19 protein-coding genes are annotated in these 24898 nt (G+C 67.0%); 17 read left to right on the forward strand and 2 right to left on the reverse strand.

The features are described from left to right. Window positions 1-198 precede the first annotated feature (198 nt). From AC5P76_RS06000 to AC5P76_RS06070, 15 genes are all read left to right on the forward strand, one after another. A complete protein-coding gene (locus AC5P76_RS06000; protein WP_111185787.1) occupies window positions 199-1734 on the forward strand; it encodes a sensor domain-containing diguanylate cyclase in 1536 nt (511 codons plus the stop codon). A 120-nt stretch (window positions 1735-1854) separates the two neighbouring features. Next, a complete protein-coding gene (pyrH, locus tag AC5P76_RS06005) occupies window positions 1855-2583 on the forward strand; it encodes a UMP kinase (protein ID WP_053518314.1) in 729 nt (242 codons plus the stop codon). Window positions 2584-2680: 97 nt separating this feature from the next. Further along, entirely contained in the window at window positions 2681-3235 is a 555-nt protein-coding gene (frr, locus tag AC5P76_RS06010; RefSeq protein ID WP_053518312.1) for a ribosome recycling factor, read from the forward strand. A gap of 5 nt (window positions 3236-3240) precedes the next feature. Next, the gene (gene uppS, locus AC5P76_RS06015; protein ID WP_065174698.1) at window positions 3241-4008 is read left to right on the forward strand and encodes a polyprenyl diphosphate synthase; all 768 of its coding nucleotides are present in this window, start codon (window positions 3241-3243) and stop codon (window positions 4006-4008) included. After that, a complete protein-coding gene (locus AC5P76_RS06020) occupies window positions 4005-4841 on the forward strand; it encodes a phosphatidate cytidylyltransferase (RefSeq protein ID WP_053518308.1) in 837 nt (278 codons plus the stop codon). The genes uppS and AC5P76_RS06020 overlap by 4 nt, the downstream gene beginning before the upstream one ends. 2 nt (window positions 4842-4843) lie before the next feature. After that, window positions 4844-6034, forward strand: coding sequence for a 1-deoxy-D-xylulose-5-phosphate reductoisomerase (gene dxr / locus AC5P76_RS06025; protein ID WP_065174697.1), 1191 nt, complete (start codon window positions 4844-4846; stop codon window positions 6032-6034). 60 nt (window positions 6035-6094) lie between these two features. After that, on the forward strand, window positions 6095-7453 hold the full coding sequence (rseP, locus tag AC5P76_RS06030) for an RIP metalloprotease RseP (RefSeq protein WP_460256396.1): 1359 nt from the start codon (window positions 6095-6097) through the stop codon (window positions 7451-7453). 74 nt (window positions 7454-7527) lie between these two features. Next, complete coding sequence (gene bamA, locus AC5P76_RS06035) at window positions 7528-9948, forward strand: outer membrane protein assembly factor BamA (RefSeq protein WP_180875671.1); 2421 nt, start codon at window positions 7528-7530, stop codon at window positions 9946-9948. Window positions 9949-10389: 441 nt separating this feature from the next. Then, entirely contained in the window at window positions 10390-11412 is a 1023-nt protein-coding gene (lpxD, locus tag AC5P76_RS06040) for a UDP-3-O-(3-hydroxymyristoyl)glucosamine N-acyltransferase (RefSeq protein ID WP_445393753.1), read from the forward strand. Next, the gene (gene fabZ, locus AC5P76_RS06045) at window positions 11409-11867 is read left to right on the forward strand and encodes a 3-hydroxyacyl-ACP dehydratase FabZ (protein WP_053519893.1); all 459 of its coding nucleotides are present in this window, start codon (window positions 11409-11411) and stop codon (window positions 11865-11867) included. The genes lpxD and fabZ overlap by 4 nt, the downstream gene beginning before the upstream one ends. 18 nt (window positions 11868-11885) lie before the next feature. Continuing rightward, a complete protein-coding gene (gene lpxA / locus AC5P76_RS06050) occupies window positions 11886-12677 on the forward strand; it encodes an acyl-ACP--UDP-N-acetylglucosamine O-acyltransferase (RefSeq protein ID WP_053519894.1) in 792 nt (263 codons plus the stop codon). Continuing rightward, complete coding sequence (gene lpxB / locus AC5P76_RS06055) at window positions 12674-13933, forward strand: lipid-A-disaccharide synthase (protein WP_180875673.1); 1260 nt, start codon at window positions 12674-12676, stop codon at window positions 13931-13933. The genes lpxA and lpxB overlap by 4 nt, the downstream gene beginning before the upstream one ends. After that, window positions 13930-14589 (forward strand): ribonuclease HII, encoded by a 660-nt coding sequence (gene rnhB / locus AC5P76_RS06060; RefSeq protein WP_065181173.1) that lies wholly within the window; start codon window positions 13930-13932, stop codon window positions 14587-14589. The genes lpxB and rnhB overlap by 4 nt, the downstream gene beginning before the upstream one ends. 205 nt (window positions 14590-14794) lie before the next feature. Beyond that, the gene (gene dnaE, locus AC5P76_RS06065; protein WP_065174693.1) at window positions 14795-18388 is read left to right on the forward strand and encodes a DNA polymerase III subunit alpha; all 3594 of its coding nucleotides are present in this window, start codon (window positions 14795-14797) and stop codon (window positions 18386-18388) included. A gap of 150 nt (window positions 18389-18538) precedes the next feature. Then, on the forward strand, window positions 18539-19498 hold the full coding sequence (locus AC5P76_RS06070; protein ID WP_495222694.1) for an acetyl-CoA carboxylase carboxyltransferase subunit alpha: 960 nt from the start codon (window positions 18539-18541) through the stop codon (window positions 19496-19498). 118 nt (window positions 19499-19616) lie between these two features. On the opposite strand, the gene AC5P76_RS06075 is transcribed toward AC5P76_RS06070, so the two are convergent. Both AC5P76_RS06075 and AC5P76_RS06080 read right to left on the reverse strand, forming a co-directional pair. Beyond that, window positions 19617-22013, reverse strand: coding sequence for an autotransporter family protein (locus AC5P76_RS06075; protein WP_495222695.1), 2397 nt, complete (start codon window positions 22011-22013; stop codon window positions 19617-19619). Between the two features lie 231 nt (window positions 22014-22244). Then, complete coding sequence (locus AC5P76_RS06080; RefSeq protein ID WP_053519905.1) at window positions 22245-22700, reverse strand: CopD family protein; 456 nt, start codon at window positions 22698-22700, stop codon at window positions 22245-22247. Window positions 22701-22844: 144 nt separating this feature from the next. Here AC5P76_RS06080 and AC5P76_RS06085 point away from each other — a divergent pair, with 144 nt between their 5' ends. Next, window positions 22845-23435, forward strand: a complete 591-nt coding sequence (locus tag AC5P76_RS06085; RefSeq protein WP_414488206.1) for a class I SAM-dependent DNA methyltransferase — start codon at window positions 22845-22847, stop codon at window positions 23433-23435. A 93-nt stretch (window positions 23436-23528) separates the two neighbouring features. Beyond that, the gene (locus tag AC5P76_RS06090; RefSeq protein WP_053519900.1) at window positions 23529-24833 is read left to right on the forward strand and encodes a polyhydroxyalkanoate depolymerase; all 1305 of its coding nucleotides are present in this window, start codon (window positions 23529-23531) and stop codon (window positions 24831-24833) included. Window positions 24834-24898: the final 65 nt, after the last annotated feature.

Raw genomic sequence — 24898 nt, forward strand, 5'->3', positions numbered from 1 at the left:
GCCTTCCGGCTGTGAAGCGACCACAAGGAGCCGCGGGGAACCGCGGCTCTTTTTTTATGCCGTCGGTGAACTTTGCGTTGCGCGCGAATCAGGCCGATACTCGGCGCAGGGAATCCTCAGTCACATAGCAGGATAGAAAGTCGCAGACTGTGATGAATTCCTAGGTATTCTTGCCCTAATGGAATTGAACGATCCGCCATGCCTCCCGAGCTGACAGCTGCCCTGGCGCTCTGCCGCAACCTTCCCTCGCCACCCGGTATTGCCCTGCGCATCATCGAACTGGCCCAGGATCCGGAAGCGGACATCGCCACCGCCGCCGACATCATCGCCATCGACATGGCGCTCAGCGCCCGCATGCTGCGCATCGCCAACTCGCCGCTGTATGCCAGCCGGCGGCGCATCGAGAATCTCGGCCAGGCACTGACCATGCTAGGCCTCAACGCCACCATCAGTCTGGCGCTGGGTTTCACGGTCACCCAGGGACTGACCGGAAGCGGTGCCGATCACGACCTGCGCCAGCGGGCCTGGAAGCGCAGCATCCTCAGTGCACTGGCTGCCAGCCAGCTTGGCCAGGCGCGCGGGCTGCGCCGCCTGGAAGAACTGATGCTGGCCGGACTGCTGCAGGACATGGGCGTGCTGTGCCTGGCCCAGGCCGAAGCCGAGCGCTACCTGCCCCTGCTGCGTGAAGCACGCGACAACCTCGACCTGGTTGCCCGCGAGCGCAACGTGCTGGGCTGCAGCCACGCCGATGTCGGCGCCTGGGTGGCCGAGCAGTGGGGCCTGCCGCGCTACCTGGTGGAGAGCATCAGCCACAGCGAAGACGAGGACGCCGCCGATTCGCCCTTCCAGGCGTGCGTGCAACTGTCCGGCGCGGTCGCCGACATCTGGCTGGACGGCGACGCCGACGCGGCCCGCGAACGGGCGCTGCAGCAGGTGCATGACCGCCTGGATCTGGACAGCGCCCGCTTCGACCAGGTCCTGGCCCGCATCAGCGATGCCCTGCCCGATATCGCCAGCCTGTTCGAAGCCGGCCTGAATTCTCCGGCGCGGGTGCACGAACTGATCGATCACGCACAGGAGCTGGCCACCCTGCGCAACCTGCGCGAACTGCAGGATGCCGACCAGGCACGGCGACGCGCCGATGAATTCGAGGCGCGCGCCAAGCGGCTGGCCGACCAGGCCCACCGCGACGCGCTGACCGGCGTACTCAACCGGCGCCAGCTGGAAGCGGTGCTGGAGCAGGAATTCCTGCGCGCCGGCCGGCATGGCTGGCCGCTTTCGGTGGCCTTCATCGACCTGGACGACTTCAAGAAGATCAACGACGCTCACGGTCATCTGACCGGCGACGAGGTGCTGCGCGCCTTCGCCGGCAAACTGCAGGGCCAGCTGCGCAACAGCGACACCGTCGCCCGCTTCGGTGGCGAGGAGTTCGTGGCGCTGCTGCCCAATACCAGCGAATCGGTAGCGCTGGAGGTGATCCGGCGCGTACTGGCGAACATCGTCGCCACGCCGATGGCCGAACTCGAGGGAGGGCCGCTGTTCGTCACCTTCTCCGCCGGCGTGGCCACGCAGGGGGGCTACGAACGCTTCGCCGACGTGCAGGACCTGCTGCGCGCCGCCGATGACGTGCTGTATCGATCCAAGAACCTGGGCCGCAACCGGGTGATCGCCCGCTCCCCCGGCGCGCTGGGCCACGACGAACTGTCCGCCACTGCCGGCCTCGAAGCGGGCTGAACGGGACGCCCCGATGAGCGGGGCGATCCAGCCGATTTTGCGCCGCAGTGCACAAAACACTTTGGCCGGGCGCCGCATGCGCGTAGAATCGCCCGCGATTTCCACGCACCCGAGGTCCCCATGTCCAAGCTCGCCTATCGCCGCATCCTGCTGAAACTCTCCGGGGAGGCGCTGATGGGAGACGAGGACTACGGCATCGACCCGAAGGTCATCAACCGCCTGGCCCGTGAAGTGATCGAGGCCCAGCAGGCAGGGGCCGAAGTGGCACTGGTGATCGGCGGCGGCAACATCTTCCGCGGCGCCGGCCTGGCTGCCGGCGGCATGGACCGGGTCACCGGCGACCAGATGGGCATGCTGGCCACCGTCATCAACGCGCTGGCCATGCAGGACGCCCTGGAGAAGCTGGGCGCCAAGGCCCGCGTGATGAGCGCGATCAAGATCAACGACGTGTGCGAGGACTACATCCGCCGCCGCGCCATCCGTCACCTGGAAAAAGGCCGGCTGGTGATCTTCGCCGCCGGCGTCGGCAGCCCCTTCTTCACCACCGATTCCGGCGCAGCCCTGCGTGCCATCGAGATCGGTGCGGACCTGCTGCTCAAGGCCACCAAGGTCGATGGCGTGTACGACAAGGATCCGAACAAGCACAGCGACGCGGTCCGCTTCGACAGCCTGAGCTACGACGAAGTGATCCGCCGCGGCCTGGAAGTGATGGACACGGCCGCCTTCGCACTGGCCCGCGACAGCGATCTGCCGATGCGGGTGTTCGACATGGGCCAGCCGGGCGAGCTGCTGAAGATCCTCAGCGGCGAGAACATCGGCACCCTGGTCCAGGGCCGCGACCCGGCCTGAGCCTGAGCGCAAGGCGACGCCCGGGCCGATCCAGGCCCGGCAGCGTCCCGTATTCGCCTATAATCGCCCGATTCCAGTTACATCCAGGACCCGGGCGATGCTCAACGACATCAAGAACAACGCGCAGACGCGCATGGCCAAGAGCATCGACGCTCTGAAGCACACCCTCACCTCGATCCGCACCGGGCGTGCTACTCCGGCCCTGCTGGACCGCGTCACCGTCAATGCCTACGGCAATGCCAGCACCCCGCTGAACCAGGTCGCCTCGATCTCCAACGCCGACGCCCACTCGCTGCTGGTCACGCCGTTCGACAAGAGCATGATCAAGGAGATCGAGAAGGGGCTGTACAACGCCGAGTTCACCCCGAATACGCTGGGCACCGCGATCCGCATCAACATGCCGCCGCCGACCGAAGAGCGCCGCAAGGAACTGGTCAAGCAGGTGCAGAAGGAAGGCGAAGGCGCCAAGATCGCGATCCGCAACATCCGTCAGGACGCGAACAAGGAAATCGCCAAGCTGGTCAAGGACAAGGCGATCAGCGAAGACGAGAAGAAGCGCGGCGAAGACGATATCCAGAAGCTGACCGACAGCAACATCAAGGATGTCGACAAGGTCGTCGCGGACAAGGAAAAGGAACTGTTGTCGGTCTGAAGTCGATGCCTTCAGTCCCGCCTCCCCTGCCGGCCGCCCTGCCCCGCCACGTCGCCATCATCATGGATGGCAACGGACGCTGGGCACAGCAGCGCCGCCGCCCGCGCGTGATCGGCCACCGTGCCGGCGCGCGCGCGGTCAACCGCACCATCGAGCGCTGCCTTGAACTGGGCATCCCGGCGCTGACCCTGTTCGCCTTCTCCAGCGAGAACTGGGGCCGGCCGCAGGACGAAGTCGATGCGTTGATGAAGCTGTTCCTGGGTGCGCTCGACCGCGAAGTGGACGAGCTGCACCGCCGCGGCGTGCGCGTGCGCTTCATCGGCGAGCGCGAGCGCTTCGGCGCCTCGCTGGTCAGCCGCATGCAGCTGGCCGAACAGCGCACCGCCGGCAACACCACGCTGACCCTGTCGATCGCCGCCAGCTATGGCGGCCGCCAGGACATCGCCCGCGCGGCGCGCGCACTGGCTGCCGAAGTGGCGGCCGGTCGCCTGCTGCCCGAACAGATCGACGAGGCGCTGCTGGGCCGGCAGATGGCCCTGGCCGACCTGCCGGCACCGGACCTGTTCATCCGCACCGGTGGCGACACCCGCATCAGCAATTTCCTGCTGTGGCAGCTGGCCTACACCGAGCTGTGGTTCACCGAGGCACTGTGGCCGGACTTCGACGCCGCGATGCTGCAACAGGCGCTGGATGCCTATGCGGGCCGTGAGCGCCGCTTCGGCCTGACCAGCGCCCAGATCGCCGCCCTGGCCACTGAGACGTCCAGCCCATGACCAAGACCCGAGTCCTCGCCGCGCTGATCATGGCGCCGGTCGCCATTGCCGCGATCCTGCTGCTGCCGACGCAATGGCTGGCCGCCGCGGCCGCCGCCGTCCTGCTGATCGGCCTGTGGGAATGGCTGAAGCTGGCCGACGTTGAAGACACCCTGGCGCGCACCGTGCTGCTGGTATTGAACCTGCTGCTGATGGTGCTGCTGGTGTGGGCCGACGGCAGTACCCTGGTGCTGTTCCAGATCACCACGCTGGTCGGCGTCGCCTGGTGGCTGGCGGCGCTGGTCTGGCTGCGCTTCTTCAACTTCGGTGCACAGCCGGGCAGCCCCGCGCGCATCCTCAAGCTGCTGGCCGGCACACTGGCCATCGTGCCGGCCTGGGCCGCGCTGGTGCTGATCCACGCCGGCGGCGACCCGCCCGGCCGGCAGGGGCATCTGTGGCTGCTGGCCGCGCTGGCGCTGGTCTGGGCCGCCGATTCGGGCGCCTACTTTGCCGGTCGCCGCTTCGGCAGGCACAAGCTGGCCCCGCGCATCAGCCCGAACAAGACCTGGGAAGGCCTGGTCGGCGGCCTGCTGGCCGGCGTGGCCGTGGCCGTCGGCCTGGGCTGGCTGGCCGGTATCGACCTGGCCCACCTGCCGGGCCTGCTGATCACGTCCGTGGTCGCCGTGCTGGCCTCGGTGCTGGGCGATCTGTTCGAGAGCCTGATCAAGCGCCATGCCGGTGCCAAGGACTCGGGCAACCTGATCCCGGGCCACGGTGGCGTGCTCGACCGTGTCGACGGCGTCCTGGCAGCCGTGCCGGTGTTCGCGCTGGGCAAGGAAATCTTCGGATTCTGACCATGCATGCAGCAGCAGACCTGCGCCGGGTCGCCGTGTTCGGCGCCACCGGATCGATCGGTGCCTCCACCCTGGATGTGATCGCGCGCCATCCGCAGCGCTACCGGGCCACCGTGCTTGCCGCCGGCCGCCAGGTGCAGGCGCTGCTTGCGCTGTGCCGCCAGCATCAGCCCCTGCACGCGGTGATCGCCGACGAGGCCCTGTACCCTGCGCTGCGCGACGGCCTGCGCGAGGCCGGCCTGGCGACCCAGGCCCACGCCGGCCAGGCAGCGCTGGACCAGCTGGCCGCCAGTGACGCCTGCGACACCGTGGTGGCCGCCATCGTCGGCGCGGCAGGGCTGTCCTCGACCTTGGCCGCCGCCGCCGCGGGCAAGCGCATCCTGCTGGCGAACAAGGAATCACTGGTGCTGGCGGGCGAACTGCTGACCCGTACCGCCGAACGTGCCGGGGCCGAGATCATCCCGATCGACAGCGAGCACAGCGCCATCTTCCAGTGCCTGCGCTCGCGCGACGCCAGCCTCGAAGGCGCCGGGGTGCGCCGGATCCTGCTCACCGCCTCCGGTGGCCCGTTCCGTGGCCGCAGCCGCGCCGAACTGGCGCAGGTCACCCCGGCCCAGGCCGTGGCCCACCCGAAGTGGTCGATGGGGCCGAAGATCTCGGTCGATTCCGCGACCCTGATGAACAAGGGCCTGGAAGTGATCGAGGCCCACCACCTGTTCGCCGTGCCGGGTGAACGCATCGAGGTGCTGGTCCATCCGCAGAGCCTGGTCCATTCGCTGGTCGAATTCGTCGACGGCTCGACCCTGGCGCAGATGGGCCTGCCGGACATGCGCACCACCCTGGCCGTTGGCCTGGGCTGGCCGCAGCGCATCGCCTCGGGCGTGGCCGGGCTGGATCTGCTGGCGCAGGGCCGGCTGGATTTCGAGGCGCCCGATACCGAGGCCTTCCCCTGCCTGGCGCTGGCCTGGCAGGCGATGCGCGCCGGTGGCACCGCCCCGGCGATGCTGAACGCCGCCAACGAGGAGGCCGTTTCAGCGTTTCTTCAGGGCCGGATCGGTTTCCTGACCATCCCGGCGCTGGTTGCTAACGCTCTTTCAACACTGCCGACCGAGCCAGCCGATACACTGGAGGTCCTGTTGTCCGCCGACCAGCGCGCACGCCTGCTGACCCTGAACGCCATCGACGCCGCCTGAACCGCCCGCCTGCCCAGCCCTGCATGACGACGCCGCCCCTGCCCGCCAACGTGAGCCTGCATGACTGACTTCATCGGATCGGTCTGGTGGATGATTGTCAGCCTGGGGCTGCTGGTCACCTTCCACGAGCTCGGGCATTACTGGGTCGGCCGCCTGTGCGGCGTCAAGGTGCTGCGCTTCTCTGTCGGCTTCGGCCGGCCGCTGTGGTCACGGCGCGACCGGCATGGAACCGAATTCGCCATTGCTGCGATTCCGCTGGGCGGCTATGTGAAATTCCTCGACGAGCGCGAAGTCGAGGTGCATCCGCAGGAACGCGGCCAGGCGTTCAACCACAAGACGGTCTGGCAGCGCATCGCCATCGTCGCTGCCGGCCCGCTCGCCAACCTGCTGCTGTGCATCCTGCTGCTGTGGGCGATGTTCGTGATCGGCAAGCAGGACTATTCGCCCACCCTCGGCCGCACCAGCGGCATCGCGGCGACGGCGGGGCTCAACAGTGGTGACCGCGTGCTGCGCGTGGACGACCGCCCGGTCAGCACCCTGGGCGAGGCCAGCATGGCCCTGACCGCGGCAGCGATGGACCGTCGTGATGTCACGCTGGACGTGATCGACCGCAGTGACCAGGTGCATACCCGTACCCTGCCGCTGTCGCAGCTGCCGGCAGGCTTCGATGAACGGCGGGTGCCGATCCTGGCGGGCCTGTACTGGCAGTCATGGCTGCAGCCAGCCCTGGTCGACAGGCTCACACCGGATTCCGTTGTTGCGGGCCAGCTGCAGCCGGGCGACCTCATCGTGGCCATCGACGGGCAGCGCATTGACAGCGTCGACCAGGTGATCGGCGAAATCCAGGCCCTGGGCCGCACCGGCGGCCCCGGCATGATCGAAGTCCTGCGTGGCGGCGAGCGGCTGGCACTGGAAGTGACTCCGCGCCAGGGCAAGGACGGCAAGGGCGAGCCGGTCTGGCAGATCGGCGTCGGTTTCCCCACCACCTACAGCCCGGCCTACGACACCCTGCTGCGTTACGGGCCACTGGACGCGGTCACCGTGGCGGTGCGTGAAACCGGCCGGCTGGCCGCCGACTCGCTGGGCATGATGGCCCGCATCGTGACCGGCAAGGCCTCGCTGCAGAACGTTTCCGGCCCGGTCACCATCGCCCGTGTGGCCAATGTATCGGCCAAACGTGGGCTCGACTGGTTCCTGCAGTTCCTCGCGCTGCTGTCGCTGAGCCTGTGCATCATCAATCTGCTGCCGATCCCGATCTTGGACGGCGGCCACCTGCTGTATTACCTTATCGAGTTGGTCAAGGGCAGCCCGCTGAGCGAGCGTGCCATCGCCGCCGGCCAATACATCGGCCTGGCGTTGCTGGCCGGGCTGATGGGGTTGGCGTTCTACAACGACATCCTCGGCCTGGTCCCGCGATGAACTTTTCCACGTTGTTGCCGTCTACAGCGTCGGCATCCCGCACCAATGAAATCGACCTTCCTACCGGACGTGACATGACGCGACTCCCCAATCGCCGCCTGCTGGCCCTCGCCCTCGCCGCCGTCACCGGCGCTCCCGCCCTGGCCCAGGCAGCCGAGCCCTTCACTGTCAGCGATATCCGCGTCGACGGCCTGCAGCGCATCAGCTCGGGTACGGTATTCACCTACCTGCCGGTGGAGCGTGGCGAGACGGTCACCGACAGCAAGGTCGGCGAAACCATCCGCGCCCTGTACAAGACCGGCTTCTTTGAGGACGTGCAGCTGGACCGCCAGGGCAACATCCTGGTGGTGACGGTCAAGGAACGCCCGGCGATCAACAAGCTGACCGTGACCGGCAACAAGGACATCAAGTCCGACCAGCTGCTCAAGGGCCTGTCCGACATCGGCCTGACCGAAGGTGGCACGTTCGATCGCCTGAGCCTGGACCGCGTGACCCAGGAACTGCGCCGCCAGTACAACGACCGCGGCAAGTACAACGTCGAGATCACCCCGACGGTGAGCCCGCTGGACCGCAACCGTGTGGACATCGCCATCGCGATCAAGGAAGGCAAGGCGGCCAAGATCCGCCATGTCAACCTGGTCGGCACCGAGAAGTACGACAGCAAGGACATCCTGGAAACCTGGGAATCCAAGGAGCACAACTGGGCCTCGTGGTACCGCCGCGATGACCAGTACTCCAAGGAAAAGCTGTCCGGCGACCTGGAAAAGCTGAACTCGTGGTACCTCGACCGGGGCTACGTCGACTTCAGCATCGACTCCACCCAGGTGTCGATCAGCCCCGACAAGCGCGACATGTTCCTCACCGCCGGCGTGACCGAAGGTGAGCAGTACAAGATCTCCGAGATCAAGGTCAGCGGCGACACCATCCTCCCGCAGGAGGACGTGGAGCGCATGGTGATCCAGAAGTCCGGCGACACCTTCTCGCGGGCGCTGCTGGAATTCAGCTCGGACACGATCACCAACTCGCTGTCCAACATCGGCTACGCGTTCGCCAAGGTGAACCCGATCCCGACCACCAACCGTGCTGACCAGACCGTTGCCATCAACATGCAGGTGGTGCCGGGCCCACGCGTGTCGGTGCGTCGTATCGTCTTCCGCGGCAATACCCGCACCTCCGACGAGGTGATGCGTCGCGAAATGCGCCAGTTCGAGAACAGCTGGTACTCGCAGGCCGCGATCGACCGCTCCAAGATCCGCCTGCAGCGCCTGGGCTATTTCGAATCGGTGGATGTGGAAACCCCGGCCGTCAGCGGCAGCAACGACCAGGTCGACGTCGTCTACAACGTCAAGGAAACCACCTCCGGCAGCTTCGTGTTCGGCCTGGGCTACTCGCAGTCCTACGGCATGACCACCTCCGTGCAGCTGTCGCAGAACAACTTCCTCGGCGGCGGCAACCGCGTGTCGGTGGAAGCCTCGCGCAGCAGCTACCTGCAGCGCTATGGCTTCAGCTACACCAACCCGTACTTCACCGATGACGGCGTGTCGCTGGGCTACAACCTGTCCTGGCGCGAACTGGACTACTCCGACTTCAACACCGCGCAGTACAACAGCACCAACGGTGCCGCGCAGGTGGTGTTCGGCGTGCCGCTGACCGAAACCGACTCGGTCTCGCTGATGTTCGGCATCGACAGCAACCAGATCTCGACGTACCAGAACGCAACGCCGCAATCGATCATCGACTACATCAACGCCGTCGGCCGCCGCACCTTCCATGCCTGGCGCACCGAGCTCGGCTGGGCGCGCGACTCGCGCAACGACTACTTCATGCCGACCCGCGGTACCTACCAGCGCATCGGCCTGGAGACCACGCTGCCGGGTTCGACCGTCGAGTACTACAAGCTGAACTACCAGATCTCCAAGTACTGGCCGATCATGCCGTCGCTGGTGATCAACACGCGTGCGGAAATCGGCTACGGCGACAGCTATGGCAAGGACACCTCGCGTGATCTCTGCTACACCGCGCCGACCGAGGCCAACCCGAACCCGACCCAGACGGTCAACTGCAACCCGGGCTCACCGGATTACAGGAAGACGGTGACCGCCAGCGGCCTGCCGTTCTACGAGAACTTCTACGCCGGCGGTACCAACTCGGTGCGCGGCTTCGAGGACAACACGCTGGGCCCGCGCGAAGTCACTTCCGGCTATCCGGAAGGCCAGCCGCTGGGTGGCTCGCTGAAGACCGTCGGTTCGATCGAAGCCTACTTCCCGCGTCTGTTCGACAGCCCGTCGGCCCGCGTGTCGGCCTTCGTCGACTTCGGCAACGTCTACAACGGCGCCGACAACTTCAAGGCCAACGAACTGCGTGTGTCCACCGGTGTGGCCCTGCTGTGGCGCGCCCCGGTCGGCCCGATCTCGATCAGCTATGCGTTCCCGCTGAAGAAGGAAGACGACGACAAGATCGAGCGCCTGCAATTCACCTTCGGTGGGCAGTTCTAAGAACTGACCACCGAAGGTGCGCCGCGGCTTGCTGCGCAAGCAGCGGGTCCCGACCTACCCCCTATCCCCCGCGCCGCTGGCGCGCCCCCCTTAACAGAAGGGGGGCTCTCCACCAGACGGGGTACGAAGCGCCGGGCTCTGCCCGGCGTTTTCGTTTAACCCGGATGGCTGAAGCGCACGATCTGCTTTTGATCTTTTCTGTTTTCCGCGGCTGGCACTCGCGCCACGCTGTCAGAGGTCGGGCGGGTCGGGGCTGCGGGGGTGTGAGCCGCATGGATGCGGCGATCAAGGCTACAGGGACGTACTTGCGCCGTCCCCCGCAGCCCCGACCCGTCCGACCCAGCCCATGAGCCTGGCTCTGCCGGCCGCGAGGGGCCCCGCCGTTGGCTGCACAACTGCCCCCCGCATGACCGCAATGGCGTCACACGTTAAACTCCCGCCGTGAATACTCCCTCCTACACCGCCCAGCAACTCGCCGAGCAGTTCGGCCTGCAGGTCCATGGCGACCCCGCCACCGCCATCAATGGCGTGGCCACCCTCGCCCATGCCGGCCCTGGCCAGCTGACCTTCCTCGCCAATCCGCGCTATCGCACCCAGCTGGCCGACAGCCAGGCCTCGCTGGTGGTGCTGCGTGCCGACGATGCCGAGGCGGCTCCCGGCGCCGCGCTCGTGGCCAAGGACCCGTACACCACCTTCGCCAAGATCGCCGCGCTGTTCGACATCGCACCGACGCGCCCGCCGGGCATCCATCCCAGCGCCGTCATCGATCCCACCGCCCAGGTCGCAGCCAGCGCCCATATCGGTCCGTTCGTGTCCATCGGCGCCCGCAGCGTGGTCGGCGAGAACTGCATCATCGGCACCGGCAGCGTGATCGGCGAGGATTGCAGCCTGGACAACGGCTGCGAACTGATCGCCCGGGTCACCCTGGTCACCCGCGTCCGGCTGGGCAAGCGTGTGCGCGTCCACCCCGGCGCCGTGCTCGGCGCCGATGGCTTCGGCCTGGCGATGGACGCGGGCAGGTGGATCAAGGTGCCGCAGCTTGGCGGCGTGCGCATCGGCGACGACTGCGAAATCGGCGCCAACACCTGCGTGGACCGCGGCGCGCTGGAAGACACCGTGCTGGACGAAGACGTGCGCCTGGACAACCTGGTGCAGATCGCACACAACGTGCAGATCGGCGCGCACTCGGCCATCGCGGGCTGCACCGGCATTGCCGGCAGCGCCAAGATCGGACGTTACTGCCTGCTCGGCGGCCACGTAGGCGTGGTCGGCCACCTGGAGATCTGCGACAAGGTCGTGATCACCGGCAAATCGGTGGTGCGCAACTCCATCCATGAGCCGGGCGAGTATTCGTCCGGCACCCCGTTGACCGACAACCGCACGTGGCGCAAGAACGCCGCGCGCTTCAAGCAGCTCGATACGCTGGCCCGGCGCATCCTGGCTGTGAGCAAGGAGAAAGAATGAACGACACGCTGCAGCTTCCGATCGATGTCCTCCAGATCCAGGAGCTGATCCCGCACCGCTACCCGTTCCTGCTGGTGGACAAGGTCCTCGAGCTGGATGTGGACGCCAAGCGCATCCTTGCCCAGAAGAACGTGAGCATCAACGAGCCGTTCTTCCAGGGCCATTTCCCGGGCCGCCCGATCATGCCCGGCGTGCTGATCATCGAGGCACTGGCGCAGGCCGGCGGTGTGATGACCCAGCTCTCGCTCGGCCGCGATGCGCAGTCCAAGCTGTTCTACATGGTCAAGGTGGAGAACGCCCGCTTCAACAAGCAGGTGGTGCCGGGCGATGTGCTGCTGCTGGACGTGCAGATGAAACGGCTGATCCGCAACATGGGCTGGTACTACGGCGAAGCCAAGGTCAACGGCGAAGTGGTGGCCTCTGCCGAGGTCATGTGCGCCGGTGCCAAGGGCTGAGCCATAACGGAGCCAGGAATGACTGACAACGCCCCACGGATCCACCCCACCGCCGTCATCGACCCGTCCGCCCGGCTGGCCGACGATGTGCAGGTCGGTGCCTTCACCCTGATCGGTGCCGATGTGGACATCGGCGCAGGCACGGTCGTCGGCCCACACTGCAGCATTCTCGGACCGACGCGGATCGGCCGCGACAACCGCTTCATCGGCCACGCAGCCATCGGCGGCGAGCCGCAGGACAAGAAGTTCGCCGGTGAACGCACCGAACTGGTGATCGGCGACCGCAACGTGTTCCGCGAGTTCGTCACCGTCAACCGCGGTACCGGCGGCGGCGGTGGCATCACCACGATCGGTGACGACAACTGGATGCTGGCCTATACGCATGTGGCACACGACTGCCACGTCGGCAACGCCTGCGTGTTCTCCAACAACACCACGCTGGCCGGCCACGTCACTGTCGGCGACTACGTGATCATCAGCGGCTTCGCCGGTGCCCACCAGTTCTGCCGCATCGGCGCCCACGCCTTCCTCGGCATGGGTGCGCTGACCAACGGCGATGTTCCGCCGTTCACCATGGTGGGCTCCGATTCGCTGGGCCGCCCGCGCGGCATCAACAGTGAAGGCCTGAAGCGCCGCGGTTTCGATGCCGAACGCATCTCCGCCATCAAGCGTGCCTACCGGACCCTGTACGTGGCCGGCCTGCCGCTGGCCGAAGCCAAGCAGCAGCTGGTTGAACAGGCGCGCGACAGCGAGGACGTGAAGTCCATGCTGGAGTTCATCGAACACGCAGAGAGGCCCCTGCTGCGATGAGCAGCACGCCCGGCCAGGCGCCGGCCGGCGCCGCTGTCATTCCGCTGGCCTCCCTGGCCGGCAGTGTGCCTGCACAGCGGGTGCTCAGCGAGCGGCCGCTGCGGATCGCACTGGTGGCCGGTGAGGCCTCCGGCGACCTGCTCGGTGCCGGCCTGGTGCGCGAGTTGAAGGCCCGCTTCCCGAACGCCGAGTTCGCCGGCATCGGCGGCGATGCCATGCGCAATGCCGGTTGCCAGACCTGGCACGACGCCAGCGAACTGGCGGTGATGGGGCTGACCGAAGTCCTGCGCCACCTGCCGCGCCTGCTGAAGCTGCGCTCGGCCTTCCGCCAGCGCGCGCTCGAGTGGCAGCCGGACGTGTTCATCGGCATCGATGCGCCGGACTTCAACCTGGGCATCGAGCGCTGGCTGAAGCAGCGTGGCGTGCGCACCGTGCATTACGTCAGCCCTTCGGTCTGGGCGTGGCGCGAGAAGCGCGCCGAGAAGATCGGCAACAGTGCCGACCTCGTGCTGTGCCTGTTCCCGATGGAACCCCCCATCTACGCCCGGCACGGAATCGACGCGCGCTTTGTCGGTCATCCGATGGCCGATGACATTCCGCTGCAGGGCAACCGCGACGAAGCCCGTGCTGCGCTGGGCCTGCCGGCCACGGCCAAGGTGCTGGCGGTGCTGCCGGGCAGCCGCCTGGGCGAGATCTCGCGCCTGGGCGAGCCGTTCTTCGAGGCCGCGTGGCAGGTTTCCGAACGGATTCCGGGGCTGCACGTCGTGGTGCCTGCCGCCAATGCCGCCTGCCGTCGCCTGATCGAGGAACAGCTGTCGCGTTCGGCGCTGCCGGTCGCCTACTCGCATGTGCTTGATGGCCAGGCCCGCGACGCCATGATCGCCGCCGACGTGGTGGTGCTCGCCTCCGGTACCGCGACCCTGGAAGCCATGCTGGTGAAGCGGCCGATGGTGGTCGGCTATCGCGTCAACGAACTGACGTACCGCCTGGTCAAGGCGCTGGGCCTGATCAAGGTCGACCGCTTCGCCCTGCCCAACATCCTGGCCGGCCAGGACCTGGCACCGGAGCTGATGCAGCACGACTGCACGCCGGACAAGCTGGCCGCCGCCATCCAGCAGTGGTTCGACCATCCGCAACGGGCCGCCGACCTGCAGGGAACCTATTCGCGCCTGCATGAACGCCTGCGCCGCAATGCCTCGGCACGCGCCGCCGACGCTGTCGGCGAGCTGCTGGTACGCGAACTGGACAAGGCATGAGCCGCCGCCACGCCGCCGCAGCCAGCCTGGCCCTGTTCGACGGTTCACTGCGGGTTGAACCGGACCGCCTGGTCGCCGGTGTCGATGAGGCCGGCCGTGGCCCGCTGGCCGGGCCGGTCGCCGTCGCGGCGGTGGTATTCGATCCTGCCCGCCCGCGCATCAACGGCCTGGATGACTCCAAGCAGCTCACCGCCGCGCGCCGCGAGCAGCTGTACGATCGAATCATCGATCGCGCCCTGGCCTGGCATGTGGTGCTGGTGGACGTGGCAGCGATCGACCGCCTGAACATCTACCAGGCCACCCTGCAGGGCATGCGCGACGTGGTGGCGGCCGTGGCCCACGTGGCCGGCTTCGCCCGCATCGACGGCAACGTGGTTCCGAAGGGGCTGGTACTGCCGGCGCAGGCGCTGGTTGGTGGCGATGGCATCGACCGCGCGATCATGGCGGCCTCGATCCTGGCCAAGGTGTCGCGCGACCGGTACATGCAGGACCTGCACGTACAGCATCCGCACTACGGTTTCGACCAGCACAAGGGCTACGGCACTCCGGCCCACCTGGCGGCACTGCGTGAACACGGCCCCTGTGGCGAGCACCGGCGCAGTTTCGCCCCGGTGCGTGAATGCCTGGAAAACCCGGCGGCCGCGGCCATCGCCTGAACAACCGCCGCCGGGCATCGTGCGCCCACATTGCCGCGGTAGCGCCGGGCCATGCCCGGCGGCCTGTTCGCGCAATCGACGCGCCGTCAAGAGCTTGTCGCCTCCCCCTGCCCTCGCTACCCTGACCGGGCATTCCAGCGCTTCCCGACCCCGGCGACGAACTCCCGTCGGCACCCGGGGCCCCCGCGCTCCAACCTGGTCCGGCATGTCCAACTCCCGCTTCGTACATCTCCACGTCCACACCGAGTTCTCGCTGGCGGACTCGACCATCCGTGTGCCGGCCAAGCCGGACCAGGCCGACCCGAAGAAGGCCAAGCAGGCCAACCTGCTGTCACGCTCGGTCGAGCTGGGCCTGCCCGCGCTGGCGGTGACCGACCTCAACAATCTGTTCGCCCTGATCAAGTTCTACAAGGCAGCCGAAGGCGTGGGCATCAAGCCGATCGCCGGCGCCGACGTGATGATCGCCGAGGAGGGCCAGGACCCGTGGCGGATGACCCTGCTGTGCCGCGACCGCGAAGGCTACCTGAGCCTGTCACGGCTGCTGACCCGTGCCTGGATGGAGGGCCATCGTCCGGAAGGCGGCGTCGCCGTGCATCCGGACTGGTTGAAGGCGGGCAACGCCAACCTGTTCGCGCTGGCCGGGCGCGAGAGCCTGGCCGGGCGCCTGGCGCTGGACGGCAAGCACGACCTTGCCGAGCAGCATCTGGCCGACTGGCAGCGGGTGTTCGGCGATGGCCTGCACCTGGAGCTGACCCGCACCGGCCGCGATGGCGAGGAGGCCTTCAACCGCTTCGCGCTGATGGCCGCCGGCCAGCGCGGCCTGCCGGTGGTGGCCAGCAACGATGTGCGCTTCCTTGCACCGTCGGACTTCAGCGCGCATGAGGCACGTGTGTGCATCTCGACCGGCCGCGTGCTGGACGATCCCAAGCGGCCGCGCGAGTACAGTGACCAGCAGTACCTGAAGTCGGCCGAGGAGATGTGCGCGCTGTTCGCCGACATCCCCGATGCGATCGACAACACGCTGGCGCTGGCCGAGCGCTGCAACATCGAGATGCGGCTGGGCACCTACTTCCTGCCCAACTACCCGGTGCCGGACGACGAGACCCTGGATACCTGGATCCAGAAGATGTCGCGCGACGGCCTGGAAGAACGCCTGCAGAAGAACCCGCTGGCGCCGGGCAAGACCCGCGAGGAGTACTTCGAGCGCCTCGAATTCGAGCTCGACACCATCATCAAGATGGGTTTCCCCGGCTACTTCCTGATCGTGGCCGACTTCATCCAGTGGGGCAAGAACCAGGGCATCCCGATCGGCCCGGGCCGTGGTTCCGGTGCCGGTTCGCTGGTGGCGTGGGCGCTGAAGATCACCGACCTGGATCCGCTGCCCTACAACCTGCTGTTCGAGCGCTTCCTGAATCCGGAACGCGTGTCGATGCCCGACTTCGACATCGATTTCTGCATGGACCGCCGCGACGAAGTGATCGACTACGTCGCGCGCAAATACGGGCGCGAACGCGTCAGCCAGATCATCACCTACGGCACCATGGCCGCCAAGGCCGTGGTGCGCGATTCCGGCCGTGTGCTCGGTTTCCCCTATGGCCTGGTTGACGGTGTCTCCAAGCTGATCCCGAACATCCTCGGCATCCACCTGAAGGATGCGCTCGGCAAGGGCAAGGAAGGCCCGGGCTCGGAGATGGCATCGGCCGAGCTGATCCAGCGTTACGAGACCGAAGACGATGTCCGTGACCTGATCGATCTGGCGCTGCAGCTGGAAGACCTCACCCGCAACGCCGGCAAGCACGCCGGTGGCGTGGTGATCGGCCCCGAGCCGCTGAGCGAGTTCTGCCCGCTGTACGCCGAACACGACGAGAACGGCATCGGCAAGAACCCGGTCACCCAGTTCGACAAGAACGACGTGGAAGAAGTGGGCCTGGTGAAGTTCGACTTCCTTGGCCTGCGCACGCTGACCATCATCGACTGGGCGGTGAAGGCGATCAACAAGCGCCACGCGCGCGCCGGCATTCCGCCGGTGGACATCGCGGCGATCCCGCTGGACGACGCGCCGACCTACAAGGACATCTTTGCCAACGGCAACACCGGTGCGGTCTTCCAGTTCGAATCCTCCGGCATGCGCCGCCTGCTGAAGGACGCACGCCCCGACCGTTTCGAAGACCTGATCGCGCTGGTGTCGCTGTACCGCCCCGGCCCGATGGACCTGATTCCGTCCTTCAACGCGCGCAAGCACGGGCAGGAAGAAATCATCTATCCCGATCCGCGCACCGAAGCCATCCTCAAGGACACCTACGGCATCATGGTGTACCAGGAGCAGGTGATGCAGATGGCGCAGATCGTCGGCGGCTACTCGCTGGGTGGCGCCGACCTGCTGCGCCGTGCGATGGGCAAGAAGGTGCCGGCCGAAATGGCCAAGCACCGCGAGATCTTCCGCGAGGGTGCGGCCAAGGGCGGCGTCGACGGCCCCAAGGCCGACGAGATCTTCGACCTGATGGAGAAGTTCGCCGGCTACGGCTTCAACAAGTCGCACGCCGCGGCGTACGCGCTGGTCAGTTACCAGACCGCGTGGCTCAAGCGCCATTACCCGGCCGAGTTCATGGCGGCCACGCTGTCTTCGGACATGGACAACACCGACAAGGTGGTCGGCTTCCTCGACGAGGTGCGCAACCTCGGCCTGACCGTGCTGCCGCCGAAGGTGAACCAGTCCGCCTTCATGTTCGAGGCAGCCACGCCGGACACCATCCAGTACGGCCTGGGTGCGATCAAGGGTGTCGGCCAGGGTGCCTGCGAAGCGGTGGTGGACGAGCGGCTGCGGGGCGGAAACTACACCGACCTGCTCGATTTCTGTACCCGCGTCGGCTCGGCCAAGCTCAACCGGCGCACCCTGGAAGCGATGATAAACTGCGGCGCACTGGATGAGCTGGGCCGCAACCGCGCCTCGCTGATGCTGCAGCTGCCGGAAGTGATCAAGGCCACCGAGCAGATGGCACGCGAGCGCGCCTCCGGGCAGAACTCGCTGTTCGGTGGGCCGGACCCGAGCGCGGCGACGATCCAGCTGGACCTGCCGGAGGCCGAAGAGTGGCCCCTGCTGCAGCGCCTGAACGGCGAGCGCGACACGCTGGGCTTCTACCTCAGCGGCCATCCATTCGATCCGTGGCGCGACGACGTGCGCGATCTGGTCGGCAACGATCTGGGCGCGGTGGAAAAGATCTGGAGCGCCAGCAGCGGCGGTGGTGGTGGTGGCGGTGAGAAGCGCTGGCGCCCGGAAGTGCAGACCGTGCTGGCCGGCCAGGTGGTCGGCGTTCGCCGCAAGGGCGAAAGCCAGATCTTCATCCAGCTCGAGGACGGGCGTGGACGCGTGGAGTGCAGCGCGTTCTCCGACACCATGGCCGAGTTCGGCCACCTGATGACCAAGGACCGCATCCTGGTGGTCAAGGGCGGCCTGCGTGAAGACGAATTCAACGGTGGCTACGCCCTGCGCATCCGCCAGTGCTGGGATTTCGATGAGGTCTGCGCCAACTACGCTACGCGCCTGTCGCTGCGGCTGGACCTGCGCCAGCAGCGGCCGGTGTGGGAGCGCATCGATGCCCTGCTCGACCGCCATCGCCCCGGCCGCACGCCCCTGCGCCTGGACCTGCTGCTGAAGGGCCCGCACGGCGGTATCGCCGGCATGCTCGACGTGTCCGGACAGAGCGCCGTGCGCATCGACTCGAAGCTGATGGAAGCGCTGCGCGCCGACCCGGCCGTGCGCACCCTGAAGGTGCGCTACAGCCCGCCCTGGGCCAGCTGATCCCGCCCCGCCAGGTCCCGCGTCCAGCTGGCGCGGCCAAGGCAGCGCGCTGCCTGCCGGCCAGCCCCTCCGTACGCTCCAGACAGGGGCGTACGGGGAATTTCACCGGGTTCGGCTACACTTTCCTCCTTCTTTACACGACGGCTTCCGATGAATCCGAACTACCTCGACTTCGAGCAACCCATCGCCGACCTGGAAGCGAAGATCCAGGAGCTGCGCAACGCCAGTGCCGGTCCGGCGGTCAATGTCGAGGCCGAAGTGCACGCGCTGCAGGACAAGCTGCGCATGCGTACCGCACAGATCTTCCGCAACCTGACCTCCTGGCAGGTGCTGCAGCTGGCCCGCCACCCGTCGCGGCCCTACACCGCCGATTACATCCGCATCATCTTCGATGAGTTCCAGGAACTGGCCGGTGATCGCGCCTTTGCCGACGACAAGGCCATCATGGGCGGCCTGGCCCGCATCAATGGCCGCGCGGTGATGGTCATCGGCCACCAGAAGGGCCGCGACACCAAGGAGAAGATCAAGCGCAACTTCGGCATGCCCAAGCCCGAGGGCTACCGCAAGGCGCTGCGCCTGATGAAGATGGCCGAGCGTTTCGGCCTGCCGGTGCTGACCCTGATCGACACCGCCGGCGCCTGGCCGGGCATCGACGCCGAATCGCGCGGCCAGTCCGAAGCGATCGCGCGCAACCTGATGGAAATGGCCGAACTGAAGGTGCCGGTGATCTGCACCGTGATCGGCGAAGGCGGCTCGGGCGGCGCGCTGGCACTGGGCGTGGGCGACCGCACCGTGATGCTGGAGTACGCGGTGTATTCGACCATTACCCCGGAAGGCTGCGCCTCGATCCTGTGGAAGGACGCCGGCAAGGCCAAGGACGCGGCCGAACAGCTGGGCCTGACCGCCCCGCGCCTGAAGAGCCTGGGCCTGGTCGACAAGGTCGTGCGCGAGCCGACCGGCGGCGCCCACCGCAACCCGACGCAGATGGCCCGGCGCCTGAAGGCCGTGCTGCTGAACGAGCTGGACGCGCTGGACAAGCTGTCCACCGGGAAACTGCTGGAGCAGCGCTACAAGCGCCTGCGCAGCTACGGCACCTACGAGGCGGCGTAATCGCTGCTTCCGCTGCACGGTAACGCCTGAAGCCGGGCAATGCCCGGCTTCAGTGCCACATCCGTGTGGCGATACGTCCCTGTTCCTGCGCGTACGGGCCCGCCGTACGCCGATCTGCTTACCAGTTGTAGGACATGCCCAGCGTGGCGCTGACTTCGCGGTAGCCGGAGTCACCGCGGCTCACGTCCAGACCGCCCCAGCCCGTCCAGCCCTTGGTGAATTCCACCCGCGCGCCTGCACCCAGCGCGTAGCGGTTGCGCGGCGCGTCGCTGTCCATGGCCACGTCATCGAACGCCATGCCACCCGTGCGGGCGTCGCGATACCAGTTGGCGGTCAGGTACGGGGTCACCACGGCGCCATGCGTGCTGGTCGATTCCGCTTCCAGGCGCAGGCCGAGGCGGCCGGACAGGCCACTTTCGCCCAGGCCACGCACCACGGTGCCGTTCTGCTCGGTATGTCGATCCGTGCTGACGTTGGTGTAGACCAGCTGCAGCTCCGGCTGCAGGCTGACCCTGCTGTCGCCCAGCGTGCCGACGCCGAAGCGGTAACCCGCCTCCAGCGAACCCTGCCACAGGTCGCTGTCGTAGCGCTCGGCAGCCAGGCCATCGCCTTCCACCCGGTTGTTGAAGCGGCCGTGCTGCACCCAGCTGTCCACATAGGCACGACCAGTGTTCCAGCTGCCGTACACCCCTGCGGCCACGCCGGCGACCTTGCCGCGTGCCGCAAAGCCGGTCAGCGCCGAGGTGCTGGTGCTGTCGGCACGCCCACTACCGAGCATCACGCCCAGGCGGCCACGCCCTTCATCGAACAGCCCCACGTCTGCGCCCACCTGCACCACATGGCGCTGCGTGCGCAGGTCCAGCTGCTCCTGCATGGCCCCCAGGCGCGCCTGCTGGCTGTCCACGCGTGCCCAGCCGTGCACACCCTCGGCAACGGCCGCATTGCCGTCGCGATCACTGCGCTGCAGGCGGAACAACTGCCCTGCGGCGTACTGGTTGGCCAGGTACGCGCCGGTCTCCGGGCGCAGCACCGGCTTCGGATCGGGATTGATCGGACCGGTCGGGTCACAGTCGGGCAGCGACGGATCCAGGTCACAGGGATCCGGCGGCGTCACCGGCAGTTCCGAACGCAGGTACCAGTTGCCGTCGGCCTCATCCTTGAACAGGAAGTACTCGTACTGCCCGCCGACCGCACGGCCGACCAGGTCGAACTGGGCGTCGGACGCGCCGTTGATCTCGATCAGCTCGATGCCCTTGTCGGTCTGCGCGCCCTGGCCGCCGGCATTGAGCACGCGCACATTGGCCTGCCCGGTCGCATCACCGGCGATCACCAGGCGGTCGGTCTGCGAGTCGTCCTCGCCAAGCACCGTGTTGAACACCAGCGTGCCGCCGTTACCAACGAACTCGTCCAGGGACAGCGTATTGAAACCGCCCGCACCATCGCCCAGCTTGACCATGCTGCCCGCATCCAGCTGCAGACGGCCGACACTGCTGTCGCCGGTCAGCTGCCAGGTGCTCTGCTCACCCACCGCCACCGAGCTCGCATCGACGATGCGGCCGATCAGCGTGGCGCGGTTGCGCAGCGAGACATCCAGCTGGCCCGTGTAGGAGGCGCGATCGGCAATGATGTCGCCGGTCAGCGCCGCGTTCTCCACGTTGAAGCGCACAGCAACGTTGCCGACCTGCCCCTCCTCGCCATGCTTGACCAGCAGCAGCGTGCCATCGCCGGCAATCAGGCGCGCACCGTTGCGGATGTTGATCTCGGCTGATTCGCCGTCGACGTCGGCATCGGGACTGCCCCAGTCGACATCGGGATTGACCCAGATCGCCGGGCCGGTCTGCGACTCCAGGGTGGAATTGTCGACGTTCAACACCAGGTTGTCCGCACCCCGATATTCGAAGTACATGACGGCACCGTTGCGGCTGGCCCGGATCGTCGAACCGTTGACAATGTCAGCCCGCCCGGCACCCATCGCCAGACCGACGTTATGGTTCCAACCCGTGCTGTCGCGGTGCGCTACATCCAGGTGGGAGTTGTCCATCAGAAGGTACACGTCGCCCTGTCCACCGCGGAATTCCGGGAACAAGGCGATGGCACCACCGATGGAATCGATCCGCGTGTTGTAGAGGCGTGCCGACGAATCAACCGAGATGTTGAACTGGGTCATGCCCAGGTCGATGCGGCTGTTGCGCGCGATCAGGCTGGAACCCGATTGCACGTGAATGTTCTGATTGGCATTGCGGACCAGCACATCCGCACGCGTGAGCACGACATTGGAGCCGTAGGTCGCATTGATGCCGTAAGTGGACGCGTCGGTCACCGTCAGGTTGGACCCATTGGTCACGTGCCACGCCTCGATCGGATCCCCCTGCACCACCTCGTGGTCCTCGTCGTTGAGGTTGCCGGCCAACGCGTGCTGCGCCAACGGCAGGGCCAGTGCCAGCAGCAGGCACTGCGAGAGCGGACGCAGGGCAAGGGAATGCCCGCCTGCGGCGGAACGATGGGCATGTTTCATGATGGATCTCCAGAGGGGGGCACGTAAGCGGGACAGCGTGCGTGCAGTACCTCGCAATCCAGCCTGTGCCCACGTGGAGCGATGGCGGGACTGCTGCAGGCAGCCGCTGTGTCGAAGGCGCGCAGTATCTGGAGACGCACGGGCGGGGCCCATGCAATTTGTTGCAAGGCGCGCCGCGCCGCGTATCAGGTTGCGGGGCGGTTCATCTGGAAGGGCGCGATGTGCGCCGGCTCAGAAGGGTTTGGCCAGCACCAGCCAGACGATCGGAATGAAGGCCAGCAGCGGGATTTCGTTGATCCAGCGCAGCGCGCGCGAGGACGGCAGAGGCCGGCCCTTGGCGACGCCCTTGAGCAGGCGGCCGGTCCAGCCGAAGTAGACCAGCAGCAGCACCACCAGGCCGAGCTTGGCATGCAGCCAGCCGGCACCGCCCGGCGCGACCATCGTCGGGAAGTCCGGAATGACCCGGTAGCCCAGCCACAACACCAGTCCCAGGACGAAGGCCAGGCCGAACATCGAGTGGCCGAAACGGTACAGACGCAGGCCCATCAGCTGCAGGCGCTCGACCACCGCGGGTTGTCCCGCCGCCTCGGCCAGGTTCACCAGGATGCGCGGCAGATAGAACACCGTCGCCATCCACGCCACCACGAACACGATGTGGAAGGTCTTGACCCAGTAGTAGCTCTGCATGCGCTCGCTCCAGCGGCTGGCGTAGGTGGCGGCCATTCTCGCATGGCGTGCCGGTGTACCGGCTGCGGTCGGCGCGACCGATCGACGCACGGCGAGCGGCAACGCCGTACGATAGGCGCCGTTTTCAACGAAACCTCCTTCTGCGTGGACAAGACCTACGACGCCGCCTACTTCCAGCGCTGGTACCGCCGGGCCGACATCGGCGGCAGCGCCCGCCTCGCCCGCAAGGTGGCATTGGCGGTGGCCACTGCCGAGTACTACCTGGAGCGACCGATCCGCAGCGTGCTGGACATCGGCTGCGGCGAGGGGGCCTGGCGCGCGCCGCTGCGGAAACTGCGTCCGAAGGTCGAGTATCTGGGCTTCGACAGCAGCGAGTACGCTGTGCGTCGCTATGGCCGGACCCGCAACCTGCATCTGGCCCGCTTCGGCGACTTCGCCTGGCTGCGGCCGTGCGCGCCGGTGGACCTGCTGGTCTGCTCGGACGTGATGCATTACGTGCCCGACCGCGAGCTGCGCGCCGGCCTGGCGGGCGTGGCCGAGCTGACCGGCGGCATCGCGTTCCTGGAGACCTTCGCCGCCGAGGACGCGTTCGAGGGCGACCATGAGGGCTTCCAGGCCCGCCCGGCTGGCTGGTATCGCCGGACGCTGGCCCGGCACGGCCTGCAGCCGGCAGGGTCGCACTGCTGGCTCGGCCCCGCCCTGGCAGGCGATGCGGCCGCGCTGGAACGGATGTGAATCCGGATTCATTATTTTCAGCCAACTTAACCTGCGGGACACCCGGATGGGATATGCTGCGCGGCAACATATGACCATACATATTCGGTCGTCATGCTCTATCAACTGCACGAACTGACCCGCAACCTGCTCGCCCCCTGGGTGCACCAGGCCCAGGCCAACGCCAAGTTCTTCGCCAATCCCGGCCACTGGTGGTCGCAGATGCCGGGTGCCGAACGCCTGGCGGCGGTCAACGAACTGTTCCATCGCATCGGCAAGGATTACGAGAAGCCCGAGTGGGGCATCAACGAAATCGAGGTCGAAGGCGAACGCGTGCCGATCGTCGTGCACGAGGAAGTGAGCAAGCCGTTCTGCAAGCTGCTGCGCTTCAAGCGTCACAGCAACGAAGCCGACCAGCTGCACACCATGCTCAACCAGCCCTTTGTGCTGGTGGTGGCGCCACTGTCCGGCCATCACGCCACGCTGCTGCGCGATACCGTGCGCACGCTGCTGCGCGACCATCGCGTCTACGTCACCGACTGGGTCGATGCGCGCATGGTTGCGGCCAGCGAAGGTGATTTCGGCCTGGACGACTACATCGCCTACATCCAGGAGTTCATCCGCCACCTTGGCGTCGAGCGCCTGCACGTGGTCAGCGTCTGCCAGCCGACCGTACCGGTGCTGGCTGCGGTGTCACTGATGGCCAGCCGTGGCGAGCCCACCCCGCGCACGCTGGTGATGATGGGCGGTCCGATCGACGCACGCTGCAGCCCCACCGCGGTGAACAATCTGGCGACCCAGAACCCGCTGTCCTGGTTCGAGAACAACGTCATCCACAGCGTGCCGGCCGGCTACCCCGGTGCAGGCCGTCGCGTGTACCCGGGTTTCCTGCAGCACGCCGGTTTCCTGTCGATGAATCCCAGCCGCCATTTCAGCTCGCACTGGGACTTCTACGCCGACCTGGTCAAGGGCGATCTGGAAGACGCCGATGCGCACCGCCGCTTCTATGATGAGTACAACGCGGTGCTGGACATGCCTGCCAGGTACTACCTGGACACCATCCGCGTGGTCTTCCAGGACTTCCTGCTGCCGCGCGGAGAGTGGGTGGTCAACGGCGAAAAGGTCGACCCTTCGGCGATCCGCGATACCGCGCTGCTGAGCATCGAAGGCGAACTGGACGATATCGCGGGCCTCGGCCAGACCGAAGCTGCGCAGGCGCTGTGTACGGGCATCCCGGCCGAGCGCCGCGAGCATTTCATCGTCGAAGGTGCCGGCCATTACGGCATCTTCAGCGGCCGCCGCTGGCGCGAGGTGGTGTACCCGAAGGTACGCGACTTCTTCGCGGCGCACGCAGAAGCGCCGGCGGCAAAAGCGAAGAAGAAGAGCAACGTCACCCCGCTGCGCCGCAAGGCGGGCTGACCCTGCGGCGGGGTTCGGATCCCTTTCCAACAGAAAGGGCTCTGACCCCGGCACCCCGCTCGAAC

It is taken from the genome of Stenotrophomonas sp. YJH_SMC_36, from assembly GCF_059369935.1.